Annotated in this window: 27 protein-coding genes; 8 read left to right on the forward strand and 19 right to left on the reverse strand. The window is 75.7% G+C overall.

Annotated features, from left to right (window positions below; translation table 11 throughout):
• The first annotated feature begins 14 nt into the window (after positions 1-14).
• Together PH190_RS15785 and PH190_RS15790 are read left to right on the forward strand one after the other, a co-directional pair.
• Complete coding sequence (locus PH190_RS15785) at positions 15-572, forward strand: hypothetical protein (protein ID WP_274232485.1); 558 nt, start codon at positions 15-17, stop codon at positions 570-572.
• A gap of 10 nt (positions 573-582) precedes the next feature.
• On the forward strand, positions 583-1464 hold the full coding sequence (locus tag PH190_RS15790; protein WP_274232486.1) for an ABC transporter substrate-binding protein: 882 nt from the start codon (positions 583-585) through the stop codon (positions 1462-1464).
• Here the strand turns inward: PH190_RS15790 and soxR are convergent.
• The 4 genes from soxR to PH190_RS15810 are packed head-to-tail and all read right to left on the reverse strand — an operon-like array spanning position 1461 to position 4116.
• Positions 1461-1925, reverse strand: a complete 465-nt coding sequence (gene soxR / locus PH190_RS15795; RefSeq protein WP_274232487.1) for a redox-sensitive transcriptional activator SoxR — start codon at positions 1923-1925, stop codon at positions 1461-1463. The genes PH190_RS15790 and soxR overlap by 4 nt on opposite strands.
• Position 1926: 1 nt before the next feature.
• Positions 1927-2478 carry an NADPH-dependent FMN reductase gene (locus tag PH190_RS15800; protein WP_274232488.1) on the reverse strand — a complete coding sequence of 184 codons (552 nt, stop codon included), beginning with the start codon at positions 2476-2478 and terminating at the stop codon, positions 1927-1929.
• A 29-nt stretch (positions 2479-2507) separates the two neighbouring features.
• Complete coding sequence (locus tag PH190_RS15805; RefSeq protein ID WP_274232489.1) at positions 2508-2933, reverse strand: hypothetical protein; 426 nt, start codon at positions 2931-2933, stop codon at positions 2508-2510.
• A gap of 10 nt (positions 2934-2943) precedes the next feature.
• Positions 2944-4116, reverse strand: coding sequence for a DUF2786 domain-containing protein (locus PH190_RS15810; RefSeq protein ID WP_274232490.1), 1173 nt, complete (start codon positions 4114-4116; stop codon positions 2944-2946).
• 190 nt (positions 4117-4306) lie between these two features.
• On the opposite strand from PH190_RS15810, the gene PH190_RS15815 reads away from it, so the two are divergent.
• Positions 4307-8920, forward strand: coding sequence for an AAA domain-containing protein (locus PH190_RS15815; protein WP_274232491.1), 4614 nt, complete (start codon positions 4307-4309; stop codon positions 8918-8920).
• Positions 8921-8992: 72 nt separating this feature from the next.
• Here the strand turns inward: PH190_RS15815 and PH190_RS15820 are convergent, their stop codons facing one another.
• From PH190_RS15820 to PH190_RS15855, 8 genes are all read right to left on the reverse strand, one after another.
• Positions 8993-9709 (reverse strand): hypothetical protein, encoded by a 717-nt coding sequence (locus PH190_RS15820; RefSeq protein WP_274232492.1) that lies wholly within the window; start codon positions 9707-9709, stop codon positions 8993-8995.
• A 101-nt stretch (positions 9710-9810) separates the two neighbouring features.
• Entirely contained in the window at positions 9811-10875 is a 1065-nt protein-coding gene (locus PH190_RS15825) for an EcsC family protein (RefSeq protein ID WP_274232493.1), read from the reverse strand.
• A 35-nt stretch (positions 10876-10910) separates the two neighbouring features.
• Complete coding sequence (locus PH190_RS15830) at positions 10911-11495, reverse strand: nucleoside/nucleotide kinase family protein (RefSeq protein ID WP_274232494.1); 585 nt, start codon at positions 11493-11495, stop codon at positions 10911-10913.
• Positions 11492-12061, reverse strand: coding sequence for a DUF3558 domain-containing protein (locus tag PH190_RS15835; protein ID WP_274232495.1), 570 nt, complete (start codon positions 12059-12061; stop codon positions 11492-11494). Before PH190_RS15835 ends, PH190_RS15830 begins: the two co-directional genes overlap by 4 nt.
• Positions 12058-12468, reverse strand: coding sequence for a hypothetical protein (locus PH190_RS15840; RefSeq protein ID WP_274232496.1), 411 nt, complete (start codon positions 12466-12468; stop codon positions 12058-12060). The genes PH190_RS15835 and PH190_RS15840 overlap by 4 nt, the downstream gene beginning before the upstream one ends.
• Before the next feature lie 75 nt (positions 12469-12543).
• Positions 12544-13275 carry a uracil-DNA glycosylase family protein gene (locus tag PH190_RS15845; protein WP_274232497.1) on the reverse strand — a complete coding sequence of 244 codons (732 nt, stop codon included), beginning with the start codon at positions 13273-13275 and terminating at the stop codon, positions 12544-12546.
• Positions 13275-13679: a nitroreductase family deazaflavin-dependent oxidoreductase gene (locus PH190_RS15850; RefSeq protein ID WP_274232498.1), complete on the reverse strand. Its 405-nt coding sequence runs from the start codon at positions 13677-13679 to the stop codon at positions 13275-13277. Before PH190_RS15850 ends, PH190_RS15845 begins: the two co-directional genes overlap by 1 nt.
• On the reverse strand, positions 13672-14157 hold the full coding sequence (locus PH190_RS15855) for a DUF3293 domain-containing protein (protein ID WP_274232499.1): 486 nt from the start codon (positions 14155-14157) through the stop codon (positions 13672-13674). The genes PH190_RS15850 and PH190_RS15855 overlap by 8 nt, the downstream gene beginning before the upstream one ends.
• Positions 14158-14231: 74 nt before the next feature.
• Between PH190_RS15855 and PH190_RS15860 the strand changes: the two genes are divergently transcribed.
• The 5 genes from PH190_RS15860 (at position 14232) to PH190_RS15880 (ending at position 17194) form a co-directional block, all read left to right on the forward strand.
• A complete protein-coding gene (locus PH190_RS15860) occupies positions 14232-14519 on the forward strand; it encodes a hypothetical protein (RefSeq protein ID WP_274232500.1) in 288 nt (95 codons plus the stop codon).
• The gene (locus tag PH190_RS15865) at positions 14516-15703 is read left to right on the forward strand and encodes a WXG100 family type VII secretion target (RefSeq protein WP_274232501.1); all 1188 of its coding nucleotides are present in this window, start codon (positions 14516-14518) and stop codon (positions 15701-15703) included. Before PH190_RS15860 ends, PH190_RS15865 begins: the two co-directional genes overlap by 4 nt.
• Positions 15700-16047 (forward strand): hypothetical protein, encoded by a 348-nt coding sequence (locus PH190_RS15870; protein ID WP_274232502.1) that lies wholly within the window; start codon positions 15700-15702, stop codon positions 16045-16047. The genes PH190_RS15865 and PH190_RS15870 overlap by 4 nt, the downstream gene beginning before the upstream one ends.
• Positions 16048-16082: 35 nt before the next feature.
• The gene (locus tag PH190_RS15875; protein ID WP_274232503.1) at positions 16083-16340 is read left to right on the forward strand and encodes a hypothetical protein; all 258 of its coding nucleotides are present in this window, start codon (positions 16083-16085) and stop codon (positions 16338-16340) included.
• A 158-nt stretch (positions 16341-16498) separates the two neighbouring features.
• Positions 16499-17194 (forward strand): hypothetical protein, encoded by a 696-nt coding sequence (locus PH190_RS15880; RefSeq protein ID WP_274232504.1) that lies wholly within the window; start codon positions 16499-16501, stop codon positions 17192-17194.
• A 12-nt stretch (positions 17195-17206) separates the two neighbouring features.
• Here the strand turns inward: PH190_RS15880 and PH190_RS15885 are convergent, their stop codons facing one another.
• The 7 genes from PH190_RS15885 to PH190_RS15915 form a co-directional block, all read right to left on the reverse strand.
• Positions 17207-18436, reverse strand: a complete 1230-nt coding sequence (locus PH190_RS15885) for a sigma factor-like helix-turn-helix DNA-binding protein (protein WP_274232505.1) — start codon at positions 18434-18436, stop codon at positions 17207-17209.
• Positions 18433-19206: a coiled-coil domain-containing protein gene (locus PH190_RS15890; protein WP_274232506.1), complete on the reverse strand. Its 774-nt coding sequence runs from the start codon at positions 19204-19206 to the stop codon at positions 18433-18435. Before PH190_RS15890 ends, PH190_RS15885 begins: the two co-directional genes overlap by 4 nt.
• Positions 19207-19337: 131 nt before the next feature.
• A complete protein-coding gene (locus PH190_RS15895) occupies positions 19338-20501 on the reverse strand; it encodes a M20/M25/M40 family metallo-hydrolase (protein ID WP_274232507.1) in 1164 nt (387 codons plus the stop codon).
• Between the two features lie 42 nt (positions 20502-20543).
• Positions 20544-21608 carry a cobalamin-independent methionine synthase II family protein gene (locus tag PH190_RS15900; protein ID WP_274232508.1) on the reverse strand — a complete coding sequence of 355 codons (1065 nt, stop codon included), beginning with the start codon at positions 21606-21608 and terminating at the stop codon, positions 20544-20546.
• A complete protein-coding gene (locus PH190_RS15905; protein WP_274232509.1) occupies positions 21601-22632 on the reverse strand; it encodes a cobalamin-independent methionine synthase II family protein in 1032 nt (343 codons plus the stop codon). The genes PH190_RS15900 and PH190_RS15905 overlap by 8 nt, the downstream gene beginning before the upstream one ends.
• Complete coding sequence (locus PH190_RS15910) at positions 22632-23444, reverse strand: inositol monophosphatase family protein (protein ID WP_274232510.1); 813 nt, start codon at positions 23442-23444, stop codon at positions 22632-22634. Before PH190_RS15910 ends, PH190_RS15905 begins: the two co-directional genes overlap by 1 nt.
• Positions 23441-25198, reverse strand: coding sequence for a PEP-utilizing enzyme (locus PH190_RS15915; protein ID WP_274232511.1), 1758 nt, complete (start codon positions 25196-25198; stop codon positions 23441-23443). The genes PH190_RS15910 and PH190_RS15915 overlap by 4 nt, the downstream gene beginning before the upstream one ends.
• Positions 25199-25329: the final 131 nt, after the last annotated feature.

Below are 25329 nucleotides of genomic sequence, written 5' to 3' on the forward strand. Positions count from 1 at the left end.
CTGTGGTGGGGCGAGTGCTCTCCGTGGCGCCCATCGCGGGCGCTGACCAGGTCAGATCGGCACGGATCGACATCGGTGAGCGGACGCTGTCGATCGTCTTCGGTGGCCGTCGGGTCGTCCGGCCCGGTTGTCTGGTTCCCGTAGCCCCTCCAGGCTGTCGCGTCGCACGTCGGGGCCCGGCGAAGAACGTCAAGATGCGGGTTCGCCGCTATCGGAACACTCCCTCTGAAGGGATGTTGTGCAGTCTGGTCGAACTGGGGTGGGCGGACTCAGGGGCGGACGAGGTCGCGATACTGCGAAGAGGGGTCATCGGGGAGGTCCTCCCATACGAAGGTGATCTGGCGTTCTGGCTCTCCGATGAGAGCTACCGGCGGCATATCGACTTCTTTCTCGCGGGCGCAGAGAAATCGGTCGACACCGTCGAACTTTCACCCGCGGTCGACGTTTCGCCGGCCACCGCACCGATGCCGGAACTGCACATGGTGTTCACAGGCATCGATGTGAACCGTCCCCAGCTGGCCGACGCTGGTGGTGTTCATCGGTGGGGAGCTGAGCAGCCCGTCGTCACATAGGCTCGGGCGCGTGCGGATCGCGTCGCTGCTGCCCGCGGCCACGGAGATCGTGGGCGCGCTCGGGCTCGCCGACGACCTGGTCGCCGTGACCTTCGAGTGCGACGAGCCGGCCGGCATCCGCGAGCGGCGGCCGGTCGTCGTCGACACCGCGCTGCCGGCCGGGCTGACGCCCGGGGAGATCGACGCGGTGGTCCGCGAGCGCGCCGCCGCGGGGCTGCCGCAGTACGTGCTGGACCGCGAGGCCCTGCGCGCCGCCGCCCCGGACCTCGTGCTGACCCAGGACCTGTGCCGGGTCTGCGCGCTGCCCGAGGCCACGGTGTCCGAGGCGCTCGGCGAGCTGGCGATCGACGCCCGGGTCCTCACCGTCGATCCGCACACGCTCGACGACGTGCTCCACGCCGTCACCCAGGTCGCCGCGGCGGCCGGCACACCCGAGGCCGGACAGGCGCTCGTCGACGACCTGCGCCGGCGCCTGGCCACCGTGCAGACCGCCCTCGCCGACCGCCCGCGGCCCCGGGTGCTCGCCGTCGAGTGGGTCGACCCGCCGTTCCTGCCCGGGCACTGGGTGCCGGCGATGGTCCGCTGCGCGGGCGGCGAGCCGCTCGCCGGGATCGACGGCGGGCGCAGCGTCGCGACGACCTGGGAGGAGATCGCCGACGACCCGCCCGACCTCGTCCTCGTCGCGCCCTGCGGCTTCGGGCTCGACGACGCGGTCGCCCAGGCGGAGGTCGTGCGCGAGCGGCTCCCGGGCGTGCCGCTCGTGGCCGTCGACTCCGCGTCCTACGTGGTGCGGGCCGGCCCGCGGCTGGTCGACGGGATCGAGGCGATCGCGCACGCGCTGAACCCCGACGCCGTCCCCGCGCCGCCGCCGGGACGGGTGCGGATCCTCTAGCCCGCCAGCCGTCGCGGCCCCGGGCCCTCGGCGCTGAGCCGGTCGTGCGGGTTCACCAGCCCGCAGCGGTCGAGCGAGAGGCACCCGCAGCCGATGCAGCCGGTGAAGTCGTCGCGCAGCTGCTGGAGCCGGCGGATCCGGTCGTCGAGCTCGGAGCGCCACTGCGCCGAGAGCGTCTCCCAGTCCTGGCGGGTCGGCGTGCGCCCGTCGGGCAACGAGTCGAGCGCCGAGCGGATCTCCGCGAGCGGGATGCCGACGCGCTGGGCGATGCGGATGAACGACAGCCGCCGCAGCACCTCGCGGCGGAAGCGTCGCTGGTTGCCGGGCGTCCGCCGGCTGTGGATCAGGCCCTCGCGCTCGTAGAAGTGCAGCGCGGACACCGCGACGCCGGAACGCTCGGCGACCTCGCCGACCGTGAGCTCCTGGCCGGGGTACGGACGGGGTGCGGAGTGGTCGCTCACGTCAGACCCCCGCGGCCTGCTCGTCGCGGGCGCGGCGCAGCGTCGGCGCCCACCACGCGAGGGCGTCGAGCAGCACCGTCGCGGCGGCGTCGGCGGCGTCCTCGCGGGGCCGTCCCGCGCCGTCGAACGCCCCGGACGCGCCGTGGAAGCTGACGGTGTCGCGCAGCCCCACCGCGTGCAGCTCGGCGAGCACGGGCCGCAGCTGCTCCACCGCCCGGAGCCCACCCGACAGCCCGCCGTAGGCGACGAACCCGACGGGCTTGGCGCGCCACTCGCCGCCGGTCGCGTCGAGGGCGGTCTTCAGCGGGCCCGGGAAGCTGTGGTTGTACTCCGGGGTCACGATGACGACGGCGTCGGCGGCGTCGATGCGCTCGGCGAACCCGGTGTCGGGTCCGGTCTCGAGCAGGTCGACGACGTCCACGGAGAACGGGGGACGCCCGGCCCGTCGTCGCGCCCGCTCGGCGAACCACTGCGCCACGACGGGACCGAAGCGACCGGCGCGGACGCTCCCGATCACCACCGCGAGCGGGACGGTCTGGTCGGTCTCGGTCATGGGACCGACGGTAGAACCTCGACCATCGTTCAGGTCAATGGTTCGGCCGAGCGCACGCCCGCGAGCACGCGCACCGTCGCGACCGCCGCCTCCTCGGTGCGCGCGCCGGCGCGCTCGGCCCACGCCGACACCGTCCCCCCGCGCGCGAGAGCCGCACCGAGTCCCGCGGCGTCGTCGAGGCCCGACGGCACGCTCACCTCGGCGGTGACCGCGTCGCACGCGGCCAGCACCCGCTCCCGGCGGCGCGCGAGGTGCTCGGCCAGGACGTGGCGCAGCTCGGTGAGCGCGCCCTCGTCGCCGCCGGCGAGGTCCGCCGCGGCACGTCGCAGCAGCGCCTGCAACGACTCCGGCGGCAGGCCCGGGTCCTCGGGCCGCGCGGCCTCCGCGGGCGCGTGGCCCCGCTTGGCGTCACGCCGTCGCTGCTTGGCGGCGCGTCGCTCGCGGTTGCCGGGCACTCGTGCATCCTCACCCCTGCCGATCGGCGAGCGCCTCGCGCCCCGGTGTCAGGCTCGCGGCGTCGGCGGCGGCGCGCCCGGCGGCCCAGCCGTCGCCGTTGCCGACGCTGAAGCGCCGCCGGGTCAGCCGCGGGAACAGCTCGCCGACCGTCTGCTCGACGACCTCCGCCCGCGCCGCGAGCACCGGCAGCAGGCCCTCGCCCAGCTCGGCGCGCGCGTGCGCCTGTGCCTCGTGGGCGGCGGCGGTGAGACGCTCGCCGATGCGCGTGGCGTAGGCGAGCAGGAAGGCGTGGCGGAACGACCGCGTCCGCGACCGGGGCACCGACCCGTCGTGCGCCGCGAGCATCGCGCGGTCGGCCTGGACCAGCAGCGAGGTGACCAGCAGCTCCACGGTCGCGAGGTCCGCGGCGTGCCCGACGACCGTGACCATGTCGAGCGACGGCAGGCTCACCGCCCGGCACCGGTTGGCCGCCGCCACCTGGTGCACGAGGCTCGACTTCGCGTTGGCGTAGGGCGCGTCGAGCCACAGGCGCCGCGCGGCGGCCCGGGGCGCCGACGTCGCCGGCCCGGCGACCAGCGCCTGCTCGAGGGCGTGGCGCCCCATCAGCTCCTGGGCCTTCGCCGAGAGCGCCTCGGCCTCCTCGGGGTACTCGGTGGACTCCGCCTTGGCCAGCAGCCCCCGCACCCGCGCCAGGACCCGCGCGTCGACCCCCGCGGGCGCGCGTTCCTCCTCCCCGAGCCGGGGCAGCGTCGGCAGCGAGCGCAGGAGCCCGACCAGAGAGACCGCCGCGGCCAGCGCGTCGTCGGGGTCGAGCCCGCGCACCGAGCTCCACTGCCCCACCAGCGGCACGTCCCGCGCCGGCGGCTCGGCGTCCAGCTCCGCGAGGTCCGCCTCCCCGCGGGGCCGCCGGGCCGCGGCGGCGCCCAGGACGTCGACGGCGAGCACCACGCGCGCCGCCGGGAGCCGCCGGCGCACCACCTCGGTGACGTCGCGCGCGCCCCACCCGCGGGCGTGCAGCGCGTCGGCGGCGTCGAGCAGCGCCAGCTCCGCGCCCGCCAGCAGCGTGCGCGACGTCCCGTACCGCGCCCGCAGCACGGCCACCGCGTCCTCGCCCCGACCGCCCGCCGCCGCGAGCCCCGCCACGAACCGCGCGGCCCCCCGCGGGTCGTCCGCCGTGCCCATCCACCCTCCCTGCCCGTGCCGTCGCCGTGCCGTCGACCGTCTCGTCACCCGGGTTCGACGCAGCCGGGACCTGCACGGTTCCATCGCCGACCGATCCGCCCCGACGGCAGGGCAGGCGCCCCGTCACCGGGGCAGGATGCGACGCTGGGCCGTCGGGGGAGCACCTCGAGGAGGGAGGAGCAGCGTGGTCGTGGGCGTGCCGCAGGAGCCGGTCGGCGCCGCCGCGAGCCCGCAGGACCTCCCCGAGCACGACCCCGCCCTGCGCGACCGCGTCCAGCGCTTCGTCGGGGTCCTGCGGCGGGTGGCGCTCGCGCGGGCGCGGCCGGTGCGCCACACCCGTCACCACGTCGGCGCGCTCCCGCTGGTCGAGGTCGCCGACCAGGGCGCGGTCCGCCGCCCCCGCGAGGCCGGCGACGAGATCCTCCGCGCGCCCGCCGAGGGCGCGATGCGGGCGACGTTCGACGCGCTGTTCGACCTCATGCGCGCCGCCGCCGACCAGCCCGAGGCCGTCGAGCTCGTCCTCGCGGGCGGCCTGCTGCACGCCCCCGACCACGACGTGCGCGTGCACCTGCTGACCCGCCCGGTGCGCATCGAGCGCGACGCGGACGCGAACGCCATGGTGGTGACACTCGCCGGCGACGCCACGCGCTGGGAGGACGAGGAGCTGCTCGTCGGCACCGGCCTCGTCGACGACGCCGCGCCCGCCGAGCAGGACGCGCCGCCCTCACCGCTCGACCCCGACCTCGTCGGGATCCTCGCCGGCTGGGCTGACCGCCACCTGCGCGTCGAGCACGCCCGCGGCGACGACTGGATCGGCCCGACCGGTCCCGGCACCGCCCTCGTGCCCGCGCCTGCCCTGCTCGCCCGCCGCCGCGGGGCCGCCGCGCTGCGCACCTTCTACGACGCGATGGTCGCGGACCTCGCCGGCCCCGGAGCCGACACAGGCGCCGACACCGGAGCCGACGAGACACGTCCCCTGCCCGTCGGCCTCGCCCAGCTCGTCGCGGCCATCGAGCCGGCCGACCGCGCCGCGTGGCTCGCACGCACCGGCCACGACGAGCCCCCGGTCACCGACCCGCTCTTCCCGCTGCCGGTCGGCGCCGCGCAGGGCCGGATCCTCGGACGGCTGGGCCGCGACTCGGGCGTCGTCGTCGAGGGGCCGCCGGGCACCGGCAAGACCCACACCATCGCGAACCTCCTCTGCGCCCTGCTCGCCGAGGGCCGCCGCGTCCTCGTGACCAGCGAGAAGGCCCAGGCGCTGCGGGTGCTGCGCGACAAGCTGCCCCCGGAGATGCGCGACCTGTGCGTCTCGCTGGCCGATGCCGACGAGGACCCGGGCCTCGGCGCGGGCATCGCCGGGCTCGCCACGCGCAGCACCGAGTTCGACCCCGACGAGGCCGACCGCGCCGTCGCCGACCTCGCCGAGCGTCGCGACGCCCTGCGGGCGGACCGGGAGGCCGCGCTGGACGCGCTGGTCGCCGAGCGCACCGCCGAGACCACCATTCAGCGCGACCTCGGCCCCGGCATGACTGGCACGCGCGCCGAGGTCGTCCGCCGCCTGCGGAGCGCTCGGGAGCGCGACGGGTGGCTGGCCGAGGTCGTCGACCCCGAGACCGAGCTGCCCCCGTCGCCGCCGCTGTCGGTCGCCGAGTTCCGGACGCTGCGCACGCTGCTCGCCACCGAGACGCCGGCGCGGCGCGAACGGGCCCGCCAGGTGCTGCCGCCGCCGGTGGAGCTGCCGCCGGAGGACCACGTCGCCGACCTCGCGGCCACCGTCCTGCGCGGGCTCGACGCGACGTCGGGCGACGTGGGGCCGCTGGTGGCCGCGCTGGGCGGGCTGCCCCCGGACGCGGCCGCGCACCTGCCGGGGGTCAGCCGGCGGGCGGCCGACGCGCTCGCTGAGCTCGACGACACGGGGGACGACGCCGAGTGGGCGCACGGGGTCGCCGACGCCGTGCTCTCCGGGCGCGCCGGACACCTGTGGGGCCGCGCGACCGACGGGCTGCGCGCCGTCGACGACCTGCTCGAGCACGACCGCCGCGCCGGCCCGGCGCAGGTCCGGGTCGACGACGCGGTGGACGTGGCCGCCGCGGCCCCGGTGGTCGAGCGCTTCGCCGCGTTCCTCGCCGACGGCGGCACGACGCGGCGCCTGTTCAAGCCCGACGAGCAGAAGGCCGTCGAGCCCCACCTGGCGGGCATCCGGCTGCAGGGCGCGGATCCCGCCACCGTCTCGGGGGCGAGCGCGATCGCCCACCACCTGCGCATCCTCGAGATCACCGACCGGCTCGCCGAGGGCTTCGGCCCCCTCGGGCGTCCGTTGCGCCGCGCGGAGCACCGGGCGATGCTCGTCGAGCAGGCCCTGACGCTGCGCGCGACGTGCCTGGCCGTCGGGCGGGTGCTGACGGCCGCGGTCGCCGTGCGTGCCCTGCTCGCCGCGCTGCCGCCGGCCGAGCGCCCGCGGGTCGACTCGCTCGCCCGGCTGCGGGTGTTCGCGACACTCACCCTCGACGTCGACGACCACCGCGCCGCCGAGCTCGCGCGCGGCGAGCTCGACGAGGTGGTCGAGCGCGTCGAGGGCGGGGTGCCGCCGGAGCGCCAGGCGCCCGAGCTCGTCGCGGTCCTCGACGCCCTGCGCCGCCGCGACGCCGACGCGTACACCGAGGCGGTGGCGGCGGTCGAGTCCGCGCACGCCGAGGCCCGCGACCAGCGCCGTCTCGACGCGCTCGCCGACCGTCTCGAGCGGGCCGCGCCCGGGGTCGTCGCGCTGCTGCGGGCCCACGCGGCCGAGCCGTGGCCCGACCGCGAGGATCGCCTCGAGCACGCCTGGGCCTACGCGCGGGCGGCCGCGCGGACGCGACGGTGGGCGGCCGCCGAGGACGCGCCCGACCGTCTCGCCGACCTCGACGTCGAGCTCGCCCGCACCACCGGGAAGCTCGCGGCCGCGCAGGCATGGCGGGCGTGCCTGGGCCGGATCACCGCCGAGCAGATGCGCGCGCTGCAGAGCCACCGCGCCTCGGTCGCCGCGGTGGGCCGCGGCACCGGGCGCCACGCCGACCGGTACCGCGAGGCCGCCCGCGAGGCCGTCGAGGTCGCCCGCGACGCCGTGCCGGCGTGGGTGATGCCGATCCGCGAGGTGCTCGCCGCCGTCGAGCCGCGTCCGGACGCCTTCGACGTGGTCATCGTCGACGAGGCCAGCCAGGCCGACCTGACCAGCCTGTTCCTGCTCTGGCTCGCCCCGCGGGTGATCGTCGTCGGCGACGACCGGCAGTGCACGCCCGCCGACGTCGGCGGCGGGTCGCTCGAGCCCGCGTTCGCGCGGCTGGAGACCGACCTGCCCGAGGTGCCGTTCTACCTGCGCAGCCAGTTCACGCCGCGGGCCAGCGTCTTCTCGGTGTTCCGGGCGACGTTCGGGCCGCCGATCCGGCTGCGCGAGCACTTCCGGTCGATGCCCGAGATCGTCGGGTGGTCGTCGCGCGAGTTCTACGCCGGGCCGGGCGAGGCGGACGCGCCGCTGGTGCCGCTGCGCCAGTTCGGCGCCGACCGCCTGCCCCCGCTGCGCGCGACGTTCGTGCCCGACGCGGCGGTGCGCGGGCAGGGGTCGTCGCTGGCCAACGACGCCGAGGCCGCCGCGCTCGTCGACGCCGTCGCGCGCTGCGCCGCCGACCCGGCCTACGCCGGCGCGACGTTCGGGGTGGTCGTGCTCCAGGGCCACGGGCAGGTGGAGCTGATCGAGGGCCTGCTGCGCGAGCGGCTCGACGTCGAGACCTGGGAGCGCCGGCGGCTGCGGGTGGGCGTGGCCGCGGACTTCCAGGGCGACGAGCGCGACGTCGTGTGGCTCTCGATGGTCGTCGCGCCCGGCCACCGCCTCGTGGCCCTCACGGCCGAGCGCTACCGGCAGGCGTTCAACGTCGCCGCGTCGCGGGCGCGCGACCAGATGTGGCTGTTCCACTCCGTGCACGCCGAGGACCTCGCCGAGACCGACCTGCGCCGCAAGCTCCTCGAGCACGTCACCGCGCGGTCGCCCGACGGCTCCGCGGGCGCGCCGGAGAACCGCCCCGCGCCGGCCGAGGTGGACCGCGAGCGCCGGCACCCGGCGTTCGGCAGTCTGTTCGCGCAGCGGGTGTTCGCCGACCTCTCGGACCTGGGGTTCGCGGTCGTCCCGCAGGTGGAGGTGCACGGGCGGGTGCTCGACCTCGTCGTCACCGGCGCGAGCGGGCGGCTGGCGGTCCTCTGCGACGGCGACGAGACGCGGCGCCCGGCCACCCGCGCCGACGTCGAGGCCGAGCACGACCTGCGCCGCTGCGGCTGGCCCGTCGTCCGGATCGCCGAGTCGCGCTACCTGGGCGACCCGGAGGGCGCGATCACCCCGGTGCTCGAGGCCGCGGCGGCCGCCGACATCACCCCGTCGGCGCCGACCGGGCCGCTCGCCGTCGTCGAGTCCGCGCCCGCCGACCACACCGAGTACCGGCCGCGGCGCGGACGCTCGGGGCGCGCGGTGATCGGGGCCGAGACGTCCGAGGTGCCCGAGACCCTCGACGACCTCGTCGACGACCTCGCCGCCCAGGGCTTCCCGCCCCCACGCCGCGACGCGCGCGTGCACGACCCCCGCGGTGGCGGGGTGCTCACCGACGCCGCGGCCCTGTGGCCCACCGGCATCAGCCGTCGGGCCCTCGCGCCGCCGGTGCTCCTCGCCCCCGACGTCCGCGACCTGGCCCGCGAGCGCCTCCGCGACCTCGGCTACCGGGTCTTCACGACCGTCGCCGACCTCCGCGCCCACCTCGCCGCCTCCGCCGAGCGTTCCTGACCCGAGGTGTTGCAAGCCTGGCGTCCACGCTGTCACTCAACGCCAGGAAAGCCCCCACGATCATCGAGGTCCTCAGGCGGCGAGCACCCCGCGCTCGCGGAGGTACCGCGCCCGGTAGTGCCGCTCCGCGTCGTCGACCACCCGCGCCAGCAGCCGCGCGCCCAGGTACGCCCCGAGCGCCGCGTCGAGCACCGGCCCGACCGTCGGCACCAGGCGCGCGAGCTCCGTCGGTCCCCGCTGCACTGAGAGCCGCATGACGACCAGCGCCGCGAGGTGCCGGCGGTCGCCCTCGGCCGTCCCGCCCAGCGAGGTCGCGACGAGCGCCAGCACCGCGGTCCGGTCCTCGTCCGACCGCACCGCGAACCCGTAGTGCGCCCCCACGTGCGAGACCGCGCGCACGCATGTCGCCGTCGTCAGCAGCGAGTCCAGGCACAGCGACCCGACGACCCCGACCACCGGCGCCCACCGGCCCGCCCCGAGGAGCCCGGACAGCAGCCCGGTCGCGCCCGCCTGCACGGCGCCGACCACGGTGTAGATCCGCGCGAACGGCGGCGCCTCGTCGAGGACGTCGTCGGCCGGCTCGTGCTCCTCGTCCTCGCGCCCGAGGAGCACCCGCGCCGGGTCCAGCGTCGCGTGCCCGAGCCACTCCCCGGCGGCGCCCGCCACGGCGGCGACGTCACCCGGTGCGGGTAGGGCGCGCACCCAGCCCCGCACCGTCGCGACCAGGCCGGCGAACCGGCTCGGCGGATCTCCCGGTACCGGCGTGACGGGCGCGACGAGGGCGGTCATCCGGGCTGACGCTAGGTCGCCGGGACGGGGCGCGGAGATCCACCACGTGCCCGGTCGGTGGCCGCCCGGTGAACGCCCGGTGGACGCTGCGCCGAACGGCGTCAGGCGCCGGCGAAGATCTCGTCGCCCTCGTCGTCGAGGTCCTCGCCGCCGTCGTCGGCCTCGCCGTCGACGTAGGGCTGGTAGGTCGCCGGGTCGAACGGGAGGTCGACGCCGAAGGGCAGCTCGTACTTGTCGTGCAGGAAGCGCTCGCGGTACAGGTGCTCGGCGGTGTCGACCACCTTCGCCAGCAGCCGCGCCGACAGCACCGCCCCGACCCCGATCCCGAGGACGGGCACCAGCTGCGCGAGCTCCCGCTGCCCGATCTGGCCCAGCAGACGCTGGTAGACCGCGTGACCGAGGCGCTTGATCTGCGCCTGCTGCTGCTTGCGCTTCTGGTTCTCCTCGGTCTTCGCCGTGATCAGCTCGGAGAGCTCCTGGTAGGCCGCGGGGGAGTCCTCGTCGGAGGACAGCCCGACCGACAGCACCGCCAGCGCGATGATCTGCTCGGACCGTTTCGTGCCGTCGTAGCCGTGGTAGGCCGCGACGTGCGCGACCGCGCGGGTGCAGGACGCGACCGTGAGCAGCGTGTCGCCGGTCAGCGTCGCCACCATGACCGCGATCCCCGGGATGCTGCCCAGCCCTGCACCGCTGGTGCCACCGGCCGCGGCGGTCACGCCGGTGCCGGTGAGGAAGCCGGTGACGCCGCCCTGGACGCCCGCGAACACCGTGTAGCCCAGGTCGAGCCGCGGCATCGCCGTCTCGACGTCGGCGATGTCGAGGCGGCGGATGTGCTTGAAGTCGGTGACGTCGTGGCCGTGCGCGCGGAAGTCGGCGAACACGGCGTCACGACGCAGGGTGGCCGCGCCGGCCCCGGCGCCGGCGGCCGCGAGCTGGTGGAGCACGCCCTGCACGCCCTCGTCGACCTGGGACACGCCCGGCACCCGGCGCAGCAGCGACGTCACCTCGGTACGGATCCCGGCGATGCCGTTGACGACCGGGCTGAATAGGCCCGCCGGGCCCTGCAGCTCGCGGTCCTTCCACTGCACGACCTCGCGCCAACGCTCGGCATCGGCAGGGGACACGTCCGGCATGGGGCGGGGGACGTCGTCCGTCGGCGCGCTCACACCTCGGACGGTACCCACAGGGAGCACACACGACCTCATCGGTGACGCGACGGCTCGGTGTCCAGCGATCCGTCCGGGTGACGGCGGACGACGAGGTCCGCGGCGCCCGGTAGCTCCTCCCGCTCCGCGAGCGCCTGCTCGGTGCGACGCCACGCGTCCCGGTGCGGCGCGTAGAGCGGCCAGTCCTCGCGGGTGCGCAGACGCCGTTCCCGCACCGAGGGGTCGGCGTCGACCCAGACCGTGAGGGCCTGGTGCTCCCGCAGCGCGCGTGCTCCCGCGCCGCAGCCCTCGAGGACGACGACGCGGGTGGTCACCGGTCGCTCCTGCTCGGGGCCCTCCCGGTCGTGCTCCCAGTCCCAGGGTCGCCAGCGCGGGGTCTCGCCGTGATGGAGGGGTTCGACCAGGCCGGCGAGCGCCCGGGCGGGCGCCTCGGCCAGCCCCTCCCAGCCGAGGTAGAACTCCTCGACCGAGACGACCGTGACCTCGTCGTGCTGGGCCAGGTCTCCGGCCAGCGCGGTCTTGCCGGCGCCGGAGAAGCCGTCGACGCCGATCAGCACCGTGGTGCCGACCGAGGGCGGGAGCGAGGCGAGGTGGTGGGCGAACCCGTGGGGTGTTGTCACTTCTGCGGTGCGGGCGGGAGGTTGCTGACGACGGCCTCGGTGACGTTGCGCGCCTTCGCGCAGGACGTCGACCGCGCACCGGCCGGCACACCGACCTCGTTGACCGTGACGTCGACGGCCTGTCCGATGGCAATGCCGGTGGTCATGGTGCACGTCCGTGCGCCGGGTGTTGTCTGCTGCGCGACCGCGGGGAGCCCGGCGATCGTGGTGGGCACGAAGTACTGGTACGTCCCGCGAGCGCGGTAGGTGTCGACGAGGTAGTCCCGGGTGGGGTAGAGGACGGCGGAGACCTGCTGGGTGAACGCTGCGTCCTCCCATATACAGGCGGGGCCGCCCGTGGGCAGGGCGTCGAGTCGTCCGGTCGGCTCCAGGCCCAGCCCCCGGAGTTGCGTCTCGGTCAGCGCAGCGCAGGGTCGAGAGGCTCGTTGGGACGCGTCCAGAGACCGTGCTGGCACCGGTGCGCCGAACCGATCGGCGGCCGGGGGCGCAGTCGGCGCCGGCCGGGTGCTTGAGCAAGCGCCGAGGACCAGCGACCCGAGGACGACGAGCAGGACAACGCGGATCACGGCTGCCTCAGGGACGCTTCGCCTTCGTCGTCTGCCGCCTCGTAAGCCGCCAACGCAGTCCTGAGTGAGCCGATCAGAGCACCGATCTGGTCGAGCCCGGAGTCGAGAGCCGCCACCAACGAGCCGTTCCCGCCGTTCGCGGCGAGGCCGAGCACCCTCGCCGCGTCCAAGCTCACCTGGTCCTGCGCAGGAGGATCAATCTTGCCGAGCTGCTCCGCGTCCTGGCGGATCCTGAAGAGCTCCCGAGCGGCGTCCTCCAGCTCCCGGATCGCCTCGGGCGCGCGGGCGAGGTCAACCGTGAACGCGCCGCCACCCACCTCCGGCGGCCGGAAGCGCGGCACGACCGACCCGTCGGGCAGGGTCGCGGGCGAGTCGGCCTGCAGCGGTGGCGGCTGGGGCTCGGTCACGTCGCCTCCCTCCCGTGGATCACCCCGATCGACACGGACGCTAGCGAGATCCCCGCCGGCGCAGGGCCGGATCCGTCAGAACGGCCGGCGCCGCCCCGCCGGACCACCCGCTGCCGGACGGACCTTCTCCCCCCGCGCCCGCTGTCCGGCCATCCGCATCGCCTCGACGACGAGGTCGCTGTTGCCCCGCCCCGTCGCCGCGTCGACGCGTGGGAACACCAGCGGCCCGGGGTGCGGCGCGGTCGCGACCGTCGCCTCCCGCAGCTGCTCGGGCACCCCCGCGCGCACGAGCCGCGTCCACGCCCGCGCGGCGGGCTTGCCCAGGAGCACGACCTCGGACGGCGCCGGGTGGAGCATCTCGAGCAGCGCGACCAGGTAGGGCTGGGCCCGCACCGCCTCCTTCTCCAGCGAGCGCACCGGCTTCGCCGGGTTCGCGACCCACCACGGCACCACGTTCCAGTGCAGCGTGATGTCGTAGCCGAGCTTCGCGCGGTCGGCGGCGACGTAGGTGTTGTGCGCGGTGGGGTCGTTGTTGTGGCGGCTGACGAACCCCGAGCCCTCCTCCGCCTCGCCCGACGGGTCCTGGAGCAGCACGAGCACCCGCGCGCCCTGACCGGCACTCGCCGGGTCGAGATAGGGGAGGTTCTCGTAGGTGGTGTCCCGGACGTGGTCGACCCAGCGGTTGAGCTCGCCCACCGCACCGTCGTAGCGCCGCGCCCAGCGCTCGGCGTGCACATCGGGGGCGAGGTCGCGGCTGAGCAGCTCGCCCCGCTCGTGGGCGAGCTTGTTCCACACCGGTCGGGACATCAGCGTCGTTCGAGCAGCACGACCGGGATCGTGCGGTCGGTCTTGGTCTCGTAGCCGGCGAAGCCCGGGTAGTCCTGCTTCTGCTTCTCCCAGATCGGGGCGCGTTCGTCGGCCTCGAGGTCGCGGGCGCGGAGCTCGACGGTTTCGGTGCCGATCTCGGCGCTGACGTCGGGGTGCTCGAGCAGGTTGCGGTACCAGTCGGGATGGGTGTCGGCGCCGGCCTTCGACGCGAAGACCGCGTAGGAGTCGCCGACGGCCTGGTACATCATCGGCGTCACGCGCTCGGTGCCGGACTTGCGCCCGATGTGGTGCAGGAGGAGCAGCGGCGCGCCCTCGAAGTTGCCGCCGACCCGCCCCTCGTTGGCGCGGAACTCGTCGATGATCTGCTGGTTCCAGTCACTCACTCCCGCCATCCTGCCCCTGCTCGCCGGCGCGGACATCCGTGAGCTCCCACCCCAGGTCCACCGATGGCGCGTTGTCGCAGGCGAGCACGGTCCAGGCCGTGCGGCTCCAGCGGAACACCGCGTCCTGGCCCCACGCCGCGCCGAGGGCCCGTGCCGTCTCGTCGTCGAGGCCCGTGACCAGCGCGCCCTCCTCGGCATGCGACCCGTCCTCGGCGCCCGCGACCACGGTCCGGTGCGCGAGGCCGCGCGCGTCGAGCTCCACCTCGAGACGGCTCTGACGCGCGGCGTTCTCGGCGTCGCCGAGCCGGGCGGCGCCCGGGTTGTGGGCGGTGACGACGTGGACGGGCGCCTCGAACGGGAAGACGCCCTCGACGTGACCGCGCGCCCGGGGCCGCAGGAGCCGCGCCCGGCCGTCGAGGCCGGGGATGCGCAGCACCGCGCGGGTGTAGTCGTCCGTGCGCGCGCCCCGATCACCCATGACCCGCGCGATCGTGCCGCGAGCTGCACCGAACCGCACCCGTCGCGGCGCCGCGTTCCCTACCGTCGCTGGTCGTGGCCGATGTGCAGGTGGTGTTGCAGGCGCTGCTCGACGCCGCGCACGGCGTCGACGCCGTGATGGCGGAGCTCGCGCACCACGACGTCGAGGACCTTCCTGACGGAGCGGCGTTCGGTCACGACGGACTGGGCGCGGTGACCGCCGACTTCGCCGCGCGTTGGTCGGACGGACTGGCCAACCTCACCGACGACGGCAATGCGCTGGCGCAGGGCCTGCAGGAGGCCGCGCGGACGTACGCGGAGGCCGAGGACCTCGCGGTCGACCGGTTCCGCTGGGGGCGGTGACGCCGTCGGTGGCCGACCTCGGCGAGACGACCGATCCGGTGGCGCTGGTGCCCGGTGATCCGGCGCGTGTGCGCGACGCCGCGGCGGCCATCTCGCGACTCGGTGCCGCGCTCGTCGGGGCCGGCGACGGGCTGCGCCGCATCGACACCAACGCGTGGCAGGGCGAGGCCGCCGACAGCTACCGCCGGGTGTTCGATCCGGTGCCGACGCAGTGGATCGGGACGGGCGAGGCGTTCCTGCAGGCCGCCGACGCCCTGACGGAGTTCGCGGACGTGCTCGAGGGGGCGCGCGACGAGGCCGCGGGCGCGGTGCAGGAGTGGAGCGCCGCGGAGGAGCTCGGGGCGTTCGGGCAGGGCGCGGCAGGCCGAATCGTCGCGGTCGACCGGCTACGGGTGGCGCGCGAGGCGGTCCGCGAGGCGGGCGACCGAGCCGCCGCGCTCGTCGCCCACGCACGGGACCTCGCTCCGCCCGCACCATCGGTGGCCCAGCAGGTCGGCGGGTTCCTGGGGGACCTCGCGGGCGGGGTCTGGTCGGAGATCGCGGCGACCGGGCAGTTCTTCTGGCAGGTGAACCCCACCCGCTTCCTCGTCGAACCCGCGGCCGCCGTCGACGGCTGGCGGGACCTCGGCGCCGGCGTCGCCCACGCCGTCACCCACCCCGCCGAGACGATCGAGCAGGCCCTCCGCCCGCGCGAGGCGATGACCAACCCGACCCGCTGGGCGGGTGAGACGCTCGCCGGCCTCGGGCTCTCCGCGGTCGGTGGAGCCGGCGCCGCGGGCCGCATCGAGCGCGCCACCCGCGCGGCCGACGCCCTGCCGTCGCGATCGCCAGCGACCCGGGATGGACCGCCGCCGACTCTCGGGCGGTACAACGGCCTGACCGCGGCGGAGCACGCCGCGACGCGGGGAGCGCACATAGGGCGGAAGGGGAGCGCGAAGAACATGAAGGTGCCGACCCGGGAGCTCGACACCCCTGCCGAGGTGGACGAGGTGTACCGGGAGCTGTCGCGCGGCGGGCAGGTCGTGCGCACGAACCGACGTCTCACGGTCGTCCTCCTCGAGGACGGGACGTACCTGACGTGGCGTGCGTCGGCGGGGTCCACACCCGGTGAGTCGGCGGTCGACATCAACAGCGCGACCGGTGACATGGTCAAGGTGCACACACCGAGGACAGGGCAGCGATGACGACGGACAGCGACCTCGAGCGCGACATTGTCGACGAGGCTCGCGACGACTGGATCGACCTGCTCCACGTCGTCGCCCTCGTGAAGATCGTCGAAGGAGGGGAGGGCCGGCTCTCCCTGCTCCACCGCGCCGGACCCCTCGTGGTCGACCTCGTGCGGCAAGGCCGGCTGCTGTGCGGCGAGCCGAGCGATGACTCGAGCAGCTTCGACGCCTGGACCGTCTCTGCGGACGAAGCCGCCGACATCCTGGACGACTACGTGCGCCGCGTCCTCGCCGGCGAGCAGCCCATCGTGCCCGGCGAGCCGTGCAGCTTGGCGCTGCCCGAGCGCGTCACGTCGTCGTAGAGCCGCTGGCTACCCCATAGGCCGACAGGAGACCAGTGACCGGCGAGAACCGGATGATGGACGACATCGTCGCCGAGGCCCGGGCGGACTGGATCGACATGGGCCACGCGATCGGGATCGTCAGCCTGGACGAAGGTGGCGACGACGACCTCGCGCTCCTGCGCCGCGCCGGCGGCCTCGTCACGCAGCTGGTGCGCGAGGGGCGACTCGTCCCAGGCGACGTCGGCACCGAGCCCGGGGCCTTCGTCCCGTGGCCCTCCTCGCGGGAGGACTCGGCGCGCCAGCTGGAGTAGTACGTCGACCAGGTCGTGAGCGGCGCCAAGCCGTTCGAGCCCTGGCAGCCGTGCATGTTCGCCGCGGGTCAGCCCTGAGTTGTCCACAGGCCGGCACCCGCACGGAACCGATCGGCCCTCCCGGCTCTCCAACCCCGTGGAGACCCGAGGAGGCAGACATGGCGAAGCCCGCACGAGCGCGGCGCGGCAAGGACCGGACGGTGGCGGGGCGGCACCACGAGCAGGGGGACGACTTCGTGCGCCGCACGCTCGGGCGGCGGGCGCTGCGCGAGGAGAGGTGGGACGGCGAGCTGACCGTCCAGCTCCTCCCGCACCACCTCGCGGCCGGCGAGCTGTCGATGGTGGTGGTCGCTCGGGAGATCGAGGTCGCGCCCGCGATCTACGCCGCCGGGCACCTGCCGACGCTCTCGGACGGTGAGGTCTGGAAGGTCGACGAGTTCGGGTGCTTCGACGCCCGAGGCGCGGTGCTCGCCGCACCCGTGGCGGGCGCATCGTCCACCTGTCGCGTCGACGTCCTCGACGTCGACGGGCGCCTCTTCCCGCTCAACTGGGCCGGGGCCGAACCCGCCGACGGGAGGCTGTGGGTCGAGGGCGCGCTCTACCTCGACCCGGAGCTCGCGGCGGGCACCGAGCACGGCGAGGCCGTGGCGCTCTGCCGGCGGCGCTACCGCGTGCGCGAGATCCGGCAGTACCGGCGCACCACCTACCGGCCCGCCGATCCGCGGCGCCTGGAGGCCGTGCCCCTGCCCTCGGCCGTCACCGACGAGGCGGTCTACGTCGCCGACCTACAGCTGGTCGACGACACCGCGCCGACATCGGTCGGGAGGGAGGTGGTCGGTCAGCGGCCGGGGTAGCGCGCAAGCGGCTCAGCGGTCTCCGCCACGCTCGGGTCCACCCCGATCGCCACCGCCGTGCTGGCCACCGCCACCGCCACCGCCACCGCCACCGCCGCTGTCCGCGCGATCGCGGTCGCCCTCAACGCCCGTGTCCCCGCTCGAGGCGGCGGCCCGCGGGGGCGGGTCGTCACGGGTCGGCTCGTCCGACGGATCGTCCGACGGAGCCCCGGTGGACGGCGGCGAGGTCGGGGTCGAGGAGGACGGCGAGGTCGTGTTCGGCGGCGGGGTCGAGGACGACGGCACCGTCGGCCCGGCACCCGGCGAGGACCCACCACCGGCACCACCACCGACACCTTCGGCTCCACCCGCACCGCCGGTGGCTCCACCGCCGGGAGCGGTCGGCGGCCCACCCGGTCCGCCGCCCACGCCCCCCGGCACCCCGCCCGGCGTCTCCGCCGGCACCCCGCCCGGCACGAGCCCCGTCGCCGCGGCCAGCGACGGCGTGGGCGACGAGGCTCCGGGCGAGGACGTGCCCTCGCGCAGGCCGAGGTCGTCGATCGCGCCCGCGGTGGGCGAGGCCGGACCGGCCCCGGGGGCCCCGGCGAGCCCGGGCGCCGGGAGCTGGCCGACCGGCGTACCGGGAAACCCGTCGCCGACCGAGCCGCTGGTGTCGAACCCGTTGGTGGTCGCGGCGACCGCGGCACCGACCGTCGCCACCGCCGCGGCTGCGAGGCACACGGCGGCGATCGGGACCCAGCGGTCGCGCTCCGCGGGCACGGCGGCGGGCGCCGCAGGAGCCGGGGGCAACGCCGCCCGGGTCCCGAGCGCGGCGATCTCCCGGGCCGCGACGGACTCCGGGCTCGCGGTCCCGGTGGCGAGGCCGAGGCGGTGGGCGAAGGCGAGCGCACCGTGCGCCAGCCGGCGCTCCACGACCTCGACCGGGACGCCGTCGAGGTCGGCGATCTCGGGTGCGGCCGTCCCCTGCGCGTGGCGCAGGACCAGCGCCCGGCGCTGGACGGACGGGAGCGCCTCGAGGGCCCGCTCCGCCGGAGCAGCCGGGGCAGCCGGAGCAGCCGGAGCAGCCGGAGGAGCCGGAGCCGCCACTCGCCCGGGACGGGCGCGCACCGCGTGCGCCGCGCCGGTGGCGGGACCGACGGGCGCGAGGACGTCGGTGTCGTCGCTCGCCCTCGGGCGGCGCACCGTCCGCGTCGGCACGACCACCGCGCCGAACGGCGGGGGCGCCGCCCGCCCGGCGGTCACGACGAACCGGCCCCGTCGAGGCGCGCGCCCTGGTCGGCCTGCGCCGGTTGCGCGACGGTGGTCGCCTGGAGCGCCGCGGGCGCGGCCTGGAGGTGGCGCTCGCGCGCGGGCAGCTGTCCCGACAGCGACTCGAGCAGGCGCCCGAGGTCGGTGCGCACTCCGTCGTGCAGGCCCTTGAGGCGCTGCAGCTCGTTCTCCGCCTCGGTGTGGCGGCGACGGATGATCGCCTCGGTGTCGTCGCGGCGGCGCTGGGCCTCGGCCTCGGCGTCGCGGGTGATCTGCTCGGCGCCCATCCGCGCCTCGGCGAGCGTCTGCTCGGCCTCCTCGCGGGTCGAGGCGGCCTGCTCGTCGAGCTCGCGCTCCCGATCGTCGAGGTCGCCGCGACGGCGCGTGGCCTCCTCGTCGAGCGCGGCCCGGCGGGCGGCGAGGTTCTGCTCGACGTCCTGACGGTGGGCCTCGGCCTCCTTGCGCGTGCGCTCCATCAGCGCCGAGGCCTCGCGGGCGGCGGTGGCCCGCGCGTTGGCGGCCTCCTGCTCCGCGACGCGCAGGACGCGCTCGATGCGGTGGCCGAAGCCGCCCTCCACGGCCGAGTCACCGTCGCCCTGGCGCTCCGGGCGGGTCCGGACACGGGTGAGCTCCGCCTCGGCGTCCTCGGCGCGCTGCTGCTCCTGCCGGTGGGCGTGCTCGAGCATCTCGACACGTGCGAGCAGGGCCTGCACGTGCCCGTCGACCTGGTTCGGGTTGTAGCCCCGCTTCGTCAGGTCGAACACATTGGTCTGAGTGGCATCCCCCGACTGGGTCACGAGGGCGGACCCTAACTCACCCGATCGCGCACCATCACCCCTCCTCCGCAACATTCCGGTGACCCGACCGTGACCTTGTTGGACCACAGACGTGTGGTTCAGGAGCCGTCGGGCGCGATGAGTCCCGCGAGCAGGGCGATCCGCACCGGCAGGTCGGCGACGACGACGTGCTCGTGCTCGGCGTGCGCCCCGCCGCCGCTGGCCCCGAGCCCGTCGAGCACCGGCAGCCCGGCCGCGGCGAGGATGTTGCCGTCGCTGGCGCCGCCGACCTCGCGCGGATCGACCGCCACCCCGAGCGACGCCAGCACGGCTTCCGCCCGCGCGACCATGCCCGGCGCCGGCGTCGACCACGGCGGCCGGTTCCACCCACCGGCGATCTCGATCCGCACCCGCGGATCGGCAGGCCGCCACGCCGCCAACGCCGCCGTCACCCGCGCGGCCTCGGCGTCCGTGCGCGCCCGCACGTCGATCTCCATCCGCGCGTGGTCGGCGACGACGTTGGGTCGCGTGCCCCCGGTCAGCACGCCGACGTTGACCGTCGTGCCGGCGGCCGGGTCGGCGAGCCCGGCCAGGTACGAGGTGAGCGCGGCGAGCGCGTGCACCGCCGAGGCGCCCGCCTCCGGGTCCAGCCCCGCGTGCGCGCCCACCCCGGTCGCCGTCACCGTCCACAGCCCGACGCCCTTGCGGGCGGTCTTCACGGTGCCCGCGACGGCGCCGGGCTCGAGCACGAGCACGGCCTCGGCGCCCGCGGCCGCGTCGACGAGCGACGACCGCGACCCCAGGCTCCCGACCTCCTCGTCGGCGTTGACCAGCAATCGCACCGACGGCCGCGCCACCCCGAGGGCGTCCAGCGCGGCCACCGCGTAGACGCCCACCACCAGGCCGGCCTTCATGTCGAACACGCCGGGGCCGCGCGCCACCCCGTCGGTGACGGTGAACGGCCGCGCCGCGACCGTCCCGGCCTCGAACACGGTGTCGAGGTGCCCGAGCAGCACCACGGTCCCGTCCCGCGATCCCGGCGCGTCCACCTGCAGCACCGCGCCGGGGCCCGCGCCGAGCGTCGTCGCCGTCGAGCCCGTCCAGGTCTCCAGCACCCAGCCGGTCAGCACGGCCGCGCCCGCCGCGAGCAGCACCGGGTCGGTGCTGGGGGTCTCGGTGTCGACGAGGACGGCGAGGTCGTCGACGATCTCGTCGAGGCACCCGGACGCCCAGTCCCGGACCGCGCTCGTCCGACCCGCAGCGGGCTCCGCCTCGGTCGCCATCGCGCGACCCTCCCCGAGCGGCCGCCGAGGATCAAGGACGGTTCACGACCAGGCGAGATCCGCGGTCCGCACGACGAGCTCGAGCTTGCGCCGCTGGTCGTCGGGCGTGAGCTCGTTGCCCTCCCAGGTGCTCGCGAACCCGCACTGTGGGCTGAGGGCGAGCCGCTCCAGGGGGAGGTGGGTCGCGGCCTCGTCGATCCGCCGCCGCAGGTCGTCGACGGACTCCGGCTCGGGGTGCTTGGTGGTGACCAGGCCGAGCACGGCGGTCGTGCCGGGGCGCACGTGGCGCAACGAAGCGAACCCGCCGGCGCGGGCGTCGTCGTACTCGAGCAGCAGCCGGTCGTAGTCCGCCTCCGAGAACAGGACCTCGCCCATCTCGTCGTAGGGCACCGAGCTCTCGTACATGCTGCGGTAGTTGCCGCGGCAGATGTGGATCCCGGTGACGACGTCGTCGGGCAGCCCGTCGAACACCCGGCGGTCGGTCCGGACGTAGGAGGCGAGCTGCTCGGACCACCGGTCCGGGTCGGGGAAGAGGCGCCGGTTGTCCAGGAACGTGTACTTCGGGGCGTCGAGCTGCAGGTAGCGCACGCCGGCGTCGGCGAGCTCCCGCGCCTGCCGGTTCATGATCGCGACGAGGTCGTCGAGGAACTCCTGCGGGTCGGCGTACGCCCGGTCGGAGACGCCGGCGGTCCAGTAGCTCAGGAAGTTCGTGGGGACGGGCAGCGTCACCTTCACCGGCCGGTCGGCGTGGGCGAGCAGGAACGCGGCCTCGACGTCGACGAGGCTGCCGCGCGGGGTCAGCCGCGAGGCCACGACGGGCGAGGTGTGCGACGCGGTCCGCCCGTCCGGGGCGGTCCAGGTGCGCGTGAAGCCCTCGGGGTCGAAGCCGTCGGTGACGTCGAGGACCGGACCGTGCCAGATGCGCCGGCGCATCTCCCCGTCCCCGACCACGGGCAGCCCGACGGATCGCTGCAGCTCGAGGACGTCGAGCACGGCCTGGTCCTGCAGCGGGCGGAGGTCGGTGACGCCGTCCGCCATGGCCTCCCGCAGGGCGGCGGGCCGCAGGAACGACCCCACCGTCTCGGCCCGGATCGTCATGTCAGCCATCGCGGCGCACCCTCTCCGCGGCCTGCGCGGCCGCCGTCATCTTGGCGATCGCGAGGTTGCGGGGCACCCGCCGCAGCCCGCAGTCCGTCGAGATCTCCAGGGCCTCCGCGCTGCGGTACTTCAGGCACGTCCGCAGGCGCTCGACGAGGTCGTCGGGGGTCTCGGCGTAGTGCGTCTTGATGTCCACCAGGCCCGCCGAGAGGATGCGGCCCGGGTCCCACTGGCCGACGAGGTCGATCTCGGCCATCTCGCGCCCGCCGAACTCGAGGCTGAAGCCGTGGACGTGCGCGTCGAGCAGCGTCGGGAAGAGCCAGCGGTAGGTCCGCTTCGCGTAGGGCAGGCGGCGGAACGAGCCGAAGCAGATGTGCACCGTGAAGGTGCAGCCCGAGAACCCGTCCACGACCTGGTTGATGACGTCGACCATCGCCTGCGGCGTCCGGTCGTCGTCGGCGACGGCAGGGGTGATCGGCTCCTCGAGCTGGATGTAGTCGCAGCCCGCGTCGAGCAGCTCCTGGATGTGCCCGCGCAGCGCCGGGACCAGCGCCTGCGCGCACGCCTTGCGCGAGGGGTACACGTCGCGGAAGTCCAGCTCGGTGGTCATGCCGTACGGGCCCGGCATGCCGACGCGCGGGCGACGGTCGGTGGCGGCGCGCAGGAAGCGGTACTCGCCGACGAAGTCCCACATCCAGCTCAGGTCGTCGAGCGGCTCGGTGACCTTCCAGACGTCGAGCATGTCGTAGCCCAGCGCGCCGAGGCGTCGCGGCGCCGGCTGCAGGACGAGGCCGGGCAGCGCGGCGGTGATGTTCTCGATCCAGCCGCGGCGGCGGTGCTCGCCGTCGGTGACGATGTCGAGCCCGCAGCGCTCCTGGTCGCCGATCGCGAGGCGGCAGTAGTCGTCGTAGAGCTCGCGCTCGTCGTCCGGCCCGAAGCGCCCGGCGGCCTCGGCCGGCTCCACGACGTCCCACCAGCCCGGCCGCGCCCAGCCGCCGGTGGTGGTCACCGCGATCTCGGTGTTGACGGTCATCAGCCCTCCTCGAAGCGCATGCCGGTGGCCGCGACGAGCTCGTCGTGGACCGCGCCGCCGCAGCTGGCGACGATGTCGTGGCGGACCGACCCGTCCCGGACCCGCCCGGCGAAGTCGGTGACGCGCCCGCCGGCCTCCTCGACGAGCAGCCGTCCGCCCGCGACGTCCCACGGCGCCATGTCCCGCTCGACGTAGCCGCCGAGGTGCCCCGCGGCCAGGTGGGCCATGACGAGCGCGGGCGCGCCGGGGAAGCGGACCCCGCCCGCGACCGTGAGCATCGCCCGCATGAGGCGGGCGAACTCGGCGATCACGGCGGGGTCGGCCGACTGGGCCTGCACGCACACGACGACCTCGGCCGCGCGCGTCGCCGGCGACACGCCGAGAGGCCGCCCGTTGCAGGTGGCGCCGCCCCCGCGGACGGCGGCGTAGAGCTCGTCGCGCAGCGGGTCGTGGACGGCGGCGACGACCGGGTCGCCGTCGAGGGTCGCCGACACCGCGGTCGCGAACCACGGGAAGCCGTCGATGAACGCGCGGGTGCCGTCGAGGGGGTCGACCCACCAGCACAGGCCGGCGACCGGCTCGCTCGTGTCGGGGGCGTCCTCCTCGCCGAGCACGACGTCGTCGGGGCGCTCGGCCCGGATCGCGGCGACGACGGCCTCCTGCGCGGCCAGGTCGGCCGAGGAGCTGACGTCGACCCGGGCGTCCTTGAGGGTCACCTCGAGCACCTTGTCCTGGTACTCGAGCAGCACCGCTCCGCCGGCGCGGGCTGCGCGCTCGGCGACGCCGGCCAGCTCCGTGAGGTCGGCCGTCACCCCAGCACCTCCACCACGCCGCGGTCGCCGTCGATGCGCACGCGGTCGCCGGTGGTGATCGTCGAGGTGGCGACGCCGGTGCCGACGACGCACGGGATGCCGTACTCGCGGGCGATGATCGCGGTGTGCGACAGGGTGCCGCCGGTGTCGGTGACACAGCCGCTGACCAGCCCGAACACCGGTGTCCACTCGGTGGTCGTGCCGCCGCAGACGAGGATGTCGCCGTCGCGGACCTGGTCGATGTCCTGCGCGGCGCGCACGACGCGCGCGGTGCCGACCACGGTCCCGCGGGCGGCCGGGAAGCCCGACAGCGACGCCGTGGCCCGCTGCGCCTTGATCGTCGCGAAGTACTCCGGGGTGAGCCCGAACAGCTCGGTCATGATCGGGTCGTTGACCGCGTCCGGCACCGTCCCGACGACGGGCGGGAGCTCGCCGCCCCGCGCCGACCAGTGGTCGTGGTAGTCGCGGCGCGCGGTCACCAGCGACCGGCAGTCGCCCGGGCCGCCGCTGCCGTCCGGGCCCTCGAGCAGGTCGAGCAGCTCGTGGCGGAACAGGAAGAACACGTCCTCGCGCGCGTCGAGCACCCCGTCGGCGACGAGCCGCTCGGCCGCCGCCAGCGTCAGGCGCCGGACCGGGAGGTGGACGCGGCGGTCGATGAGGAAGTTGTGCTCCTCGTTCCACCACACGAAGTTCGCGGAGCGGTTGGACGCCAGCGCCGCGTCGAAACGGGTGCGGTCCTCCTCGGTGAGCGAGGCACGGGCCTCGTCGACGAGACGGTCGCGCTCGGCGAGCACGTCGCGGCGCGCGGCGGCGAAGTCGTGGCCCTCGGGACGGGTGAGGAACTCGCGGATCGTGCCCAGCGGCGTCGCCGGGTGCTCGGCCCAGGAGGGCCGGTCCATCGTCGCGGTCTCGTCGGTGCGCTGGCCCCAGACCGCGAGGAACGCCTCGAGCTCGCCCCACCACGCCGGCCCGTTCGGCTCCCGCTCGAGCGCGGCCCGGACGTCCTCGACGGTCGGCTCGGCGAGGGCCCCGGCGACGCCGAGCTCGCGGGCCCGTCCGGCGAGGCGCCAGAGCTCCTCGTCGGTGCGCAGGTAGGCGGTCTCCTCGCCGGCGAGCCACTTCGGGATCTGGCCGGTCTCCAGCCCGAGGTCGGTGACGAGACCGAAGAGCGCGACGTAGTTGGCCGCGAGCAGGTACATGACCTCGAAGTGCACGCCCCACGCGCGGCGGTGGAACGCGATCGTGTCGACCAGGGCCGCGCGCAGCTCCGCGCGGTCCATCGCGTCGACGTCCAGCCCGTCGAAGTGGGTGTAGGCGGCCTCGAGCTCGGCGCGGTAGCCCGCCCAGTAGCTCGCGAAGTCGGCCAGCCGCGGCCCCGCGAACGCGCCGAAGCGCTCGGCGCGCGCGCCCATCTGCCAGATCGAGGTGATGGGGCACTGGCCGAGGTAGACGTGGACACCGGCGATCCGGTTGACCATGCCGGCGGTCGGCGGGATGCCGACGATCTCGGCGCCGTACTGGGTGCCCCAGGTCTGGGCATCCTCGAGCAGCCCCATGCTCGCCGGCGTGATGCCCTCGGCGAAGTGCTGGGAGTCCCGCATCCAGAAGCGGCCCTCGTCGGCGCGCGTGAAGGGCGCCAGCGGCTCGGCCAGGAACGGCCGGGACTCCAGGCGCGGCTCGTAGCCGGGGTAGAAGTCGCCGTCGGCGTACTCGCCGAGGGGGATGACCGTGCTCGACTCTTCCGTGATCGTCACCGGCTCACGTCCTCGTGCTGGGCTGCGGTGGCGCGACGCTAGGAGCGGGTGACGGGCGATCGGTAGCCGCTTCCGGCGGCGCCGTCCGGTTCCGGCGAGCCGGGTGTGGCCCTTGACACCCTCGCCGGGTC

The sequence above is a fragment of the Actinomycetospora straminea genome (assembly GCF_028737255.1).
GTDB classification, from domain to species: domain Bacteria; phylum Actinomycetota; class Actinomycetes; order Mycobacteriales; family Pseudonocardiaceae; genus Actinomycetospora; species Actinomycetospora straminea.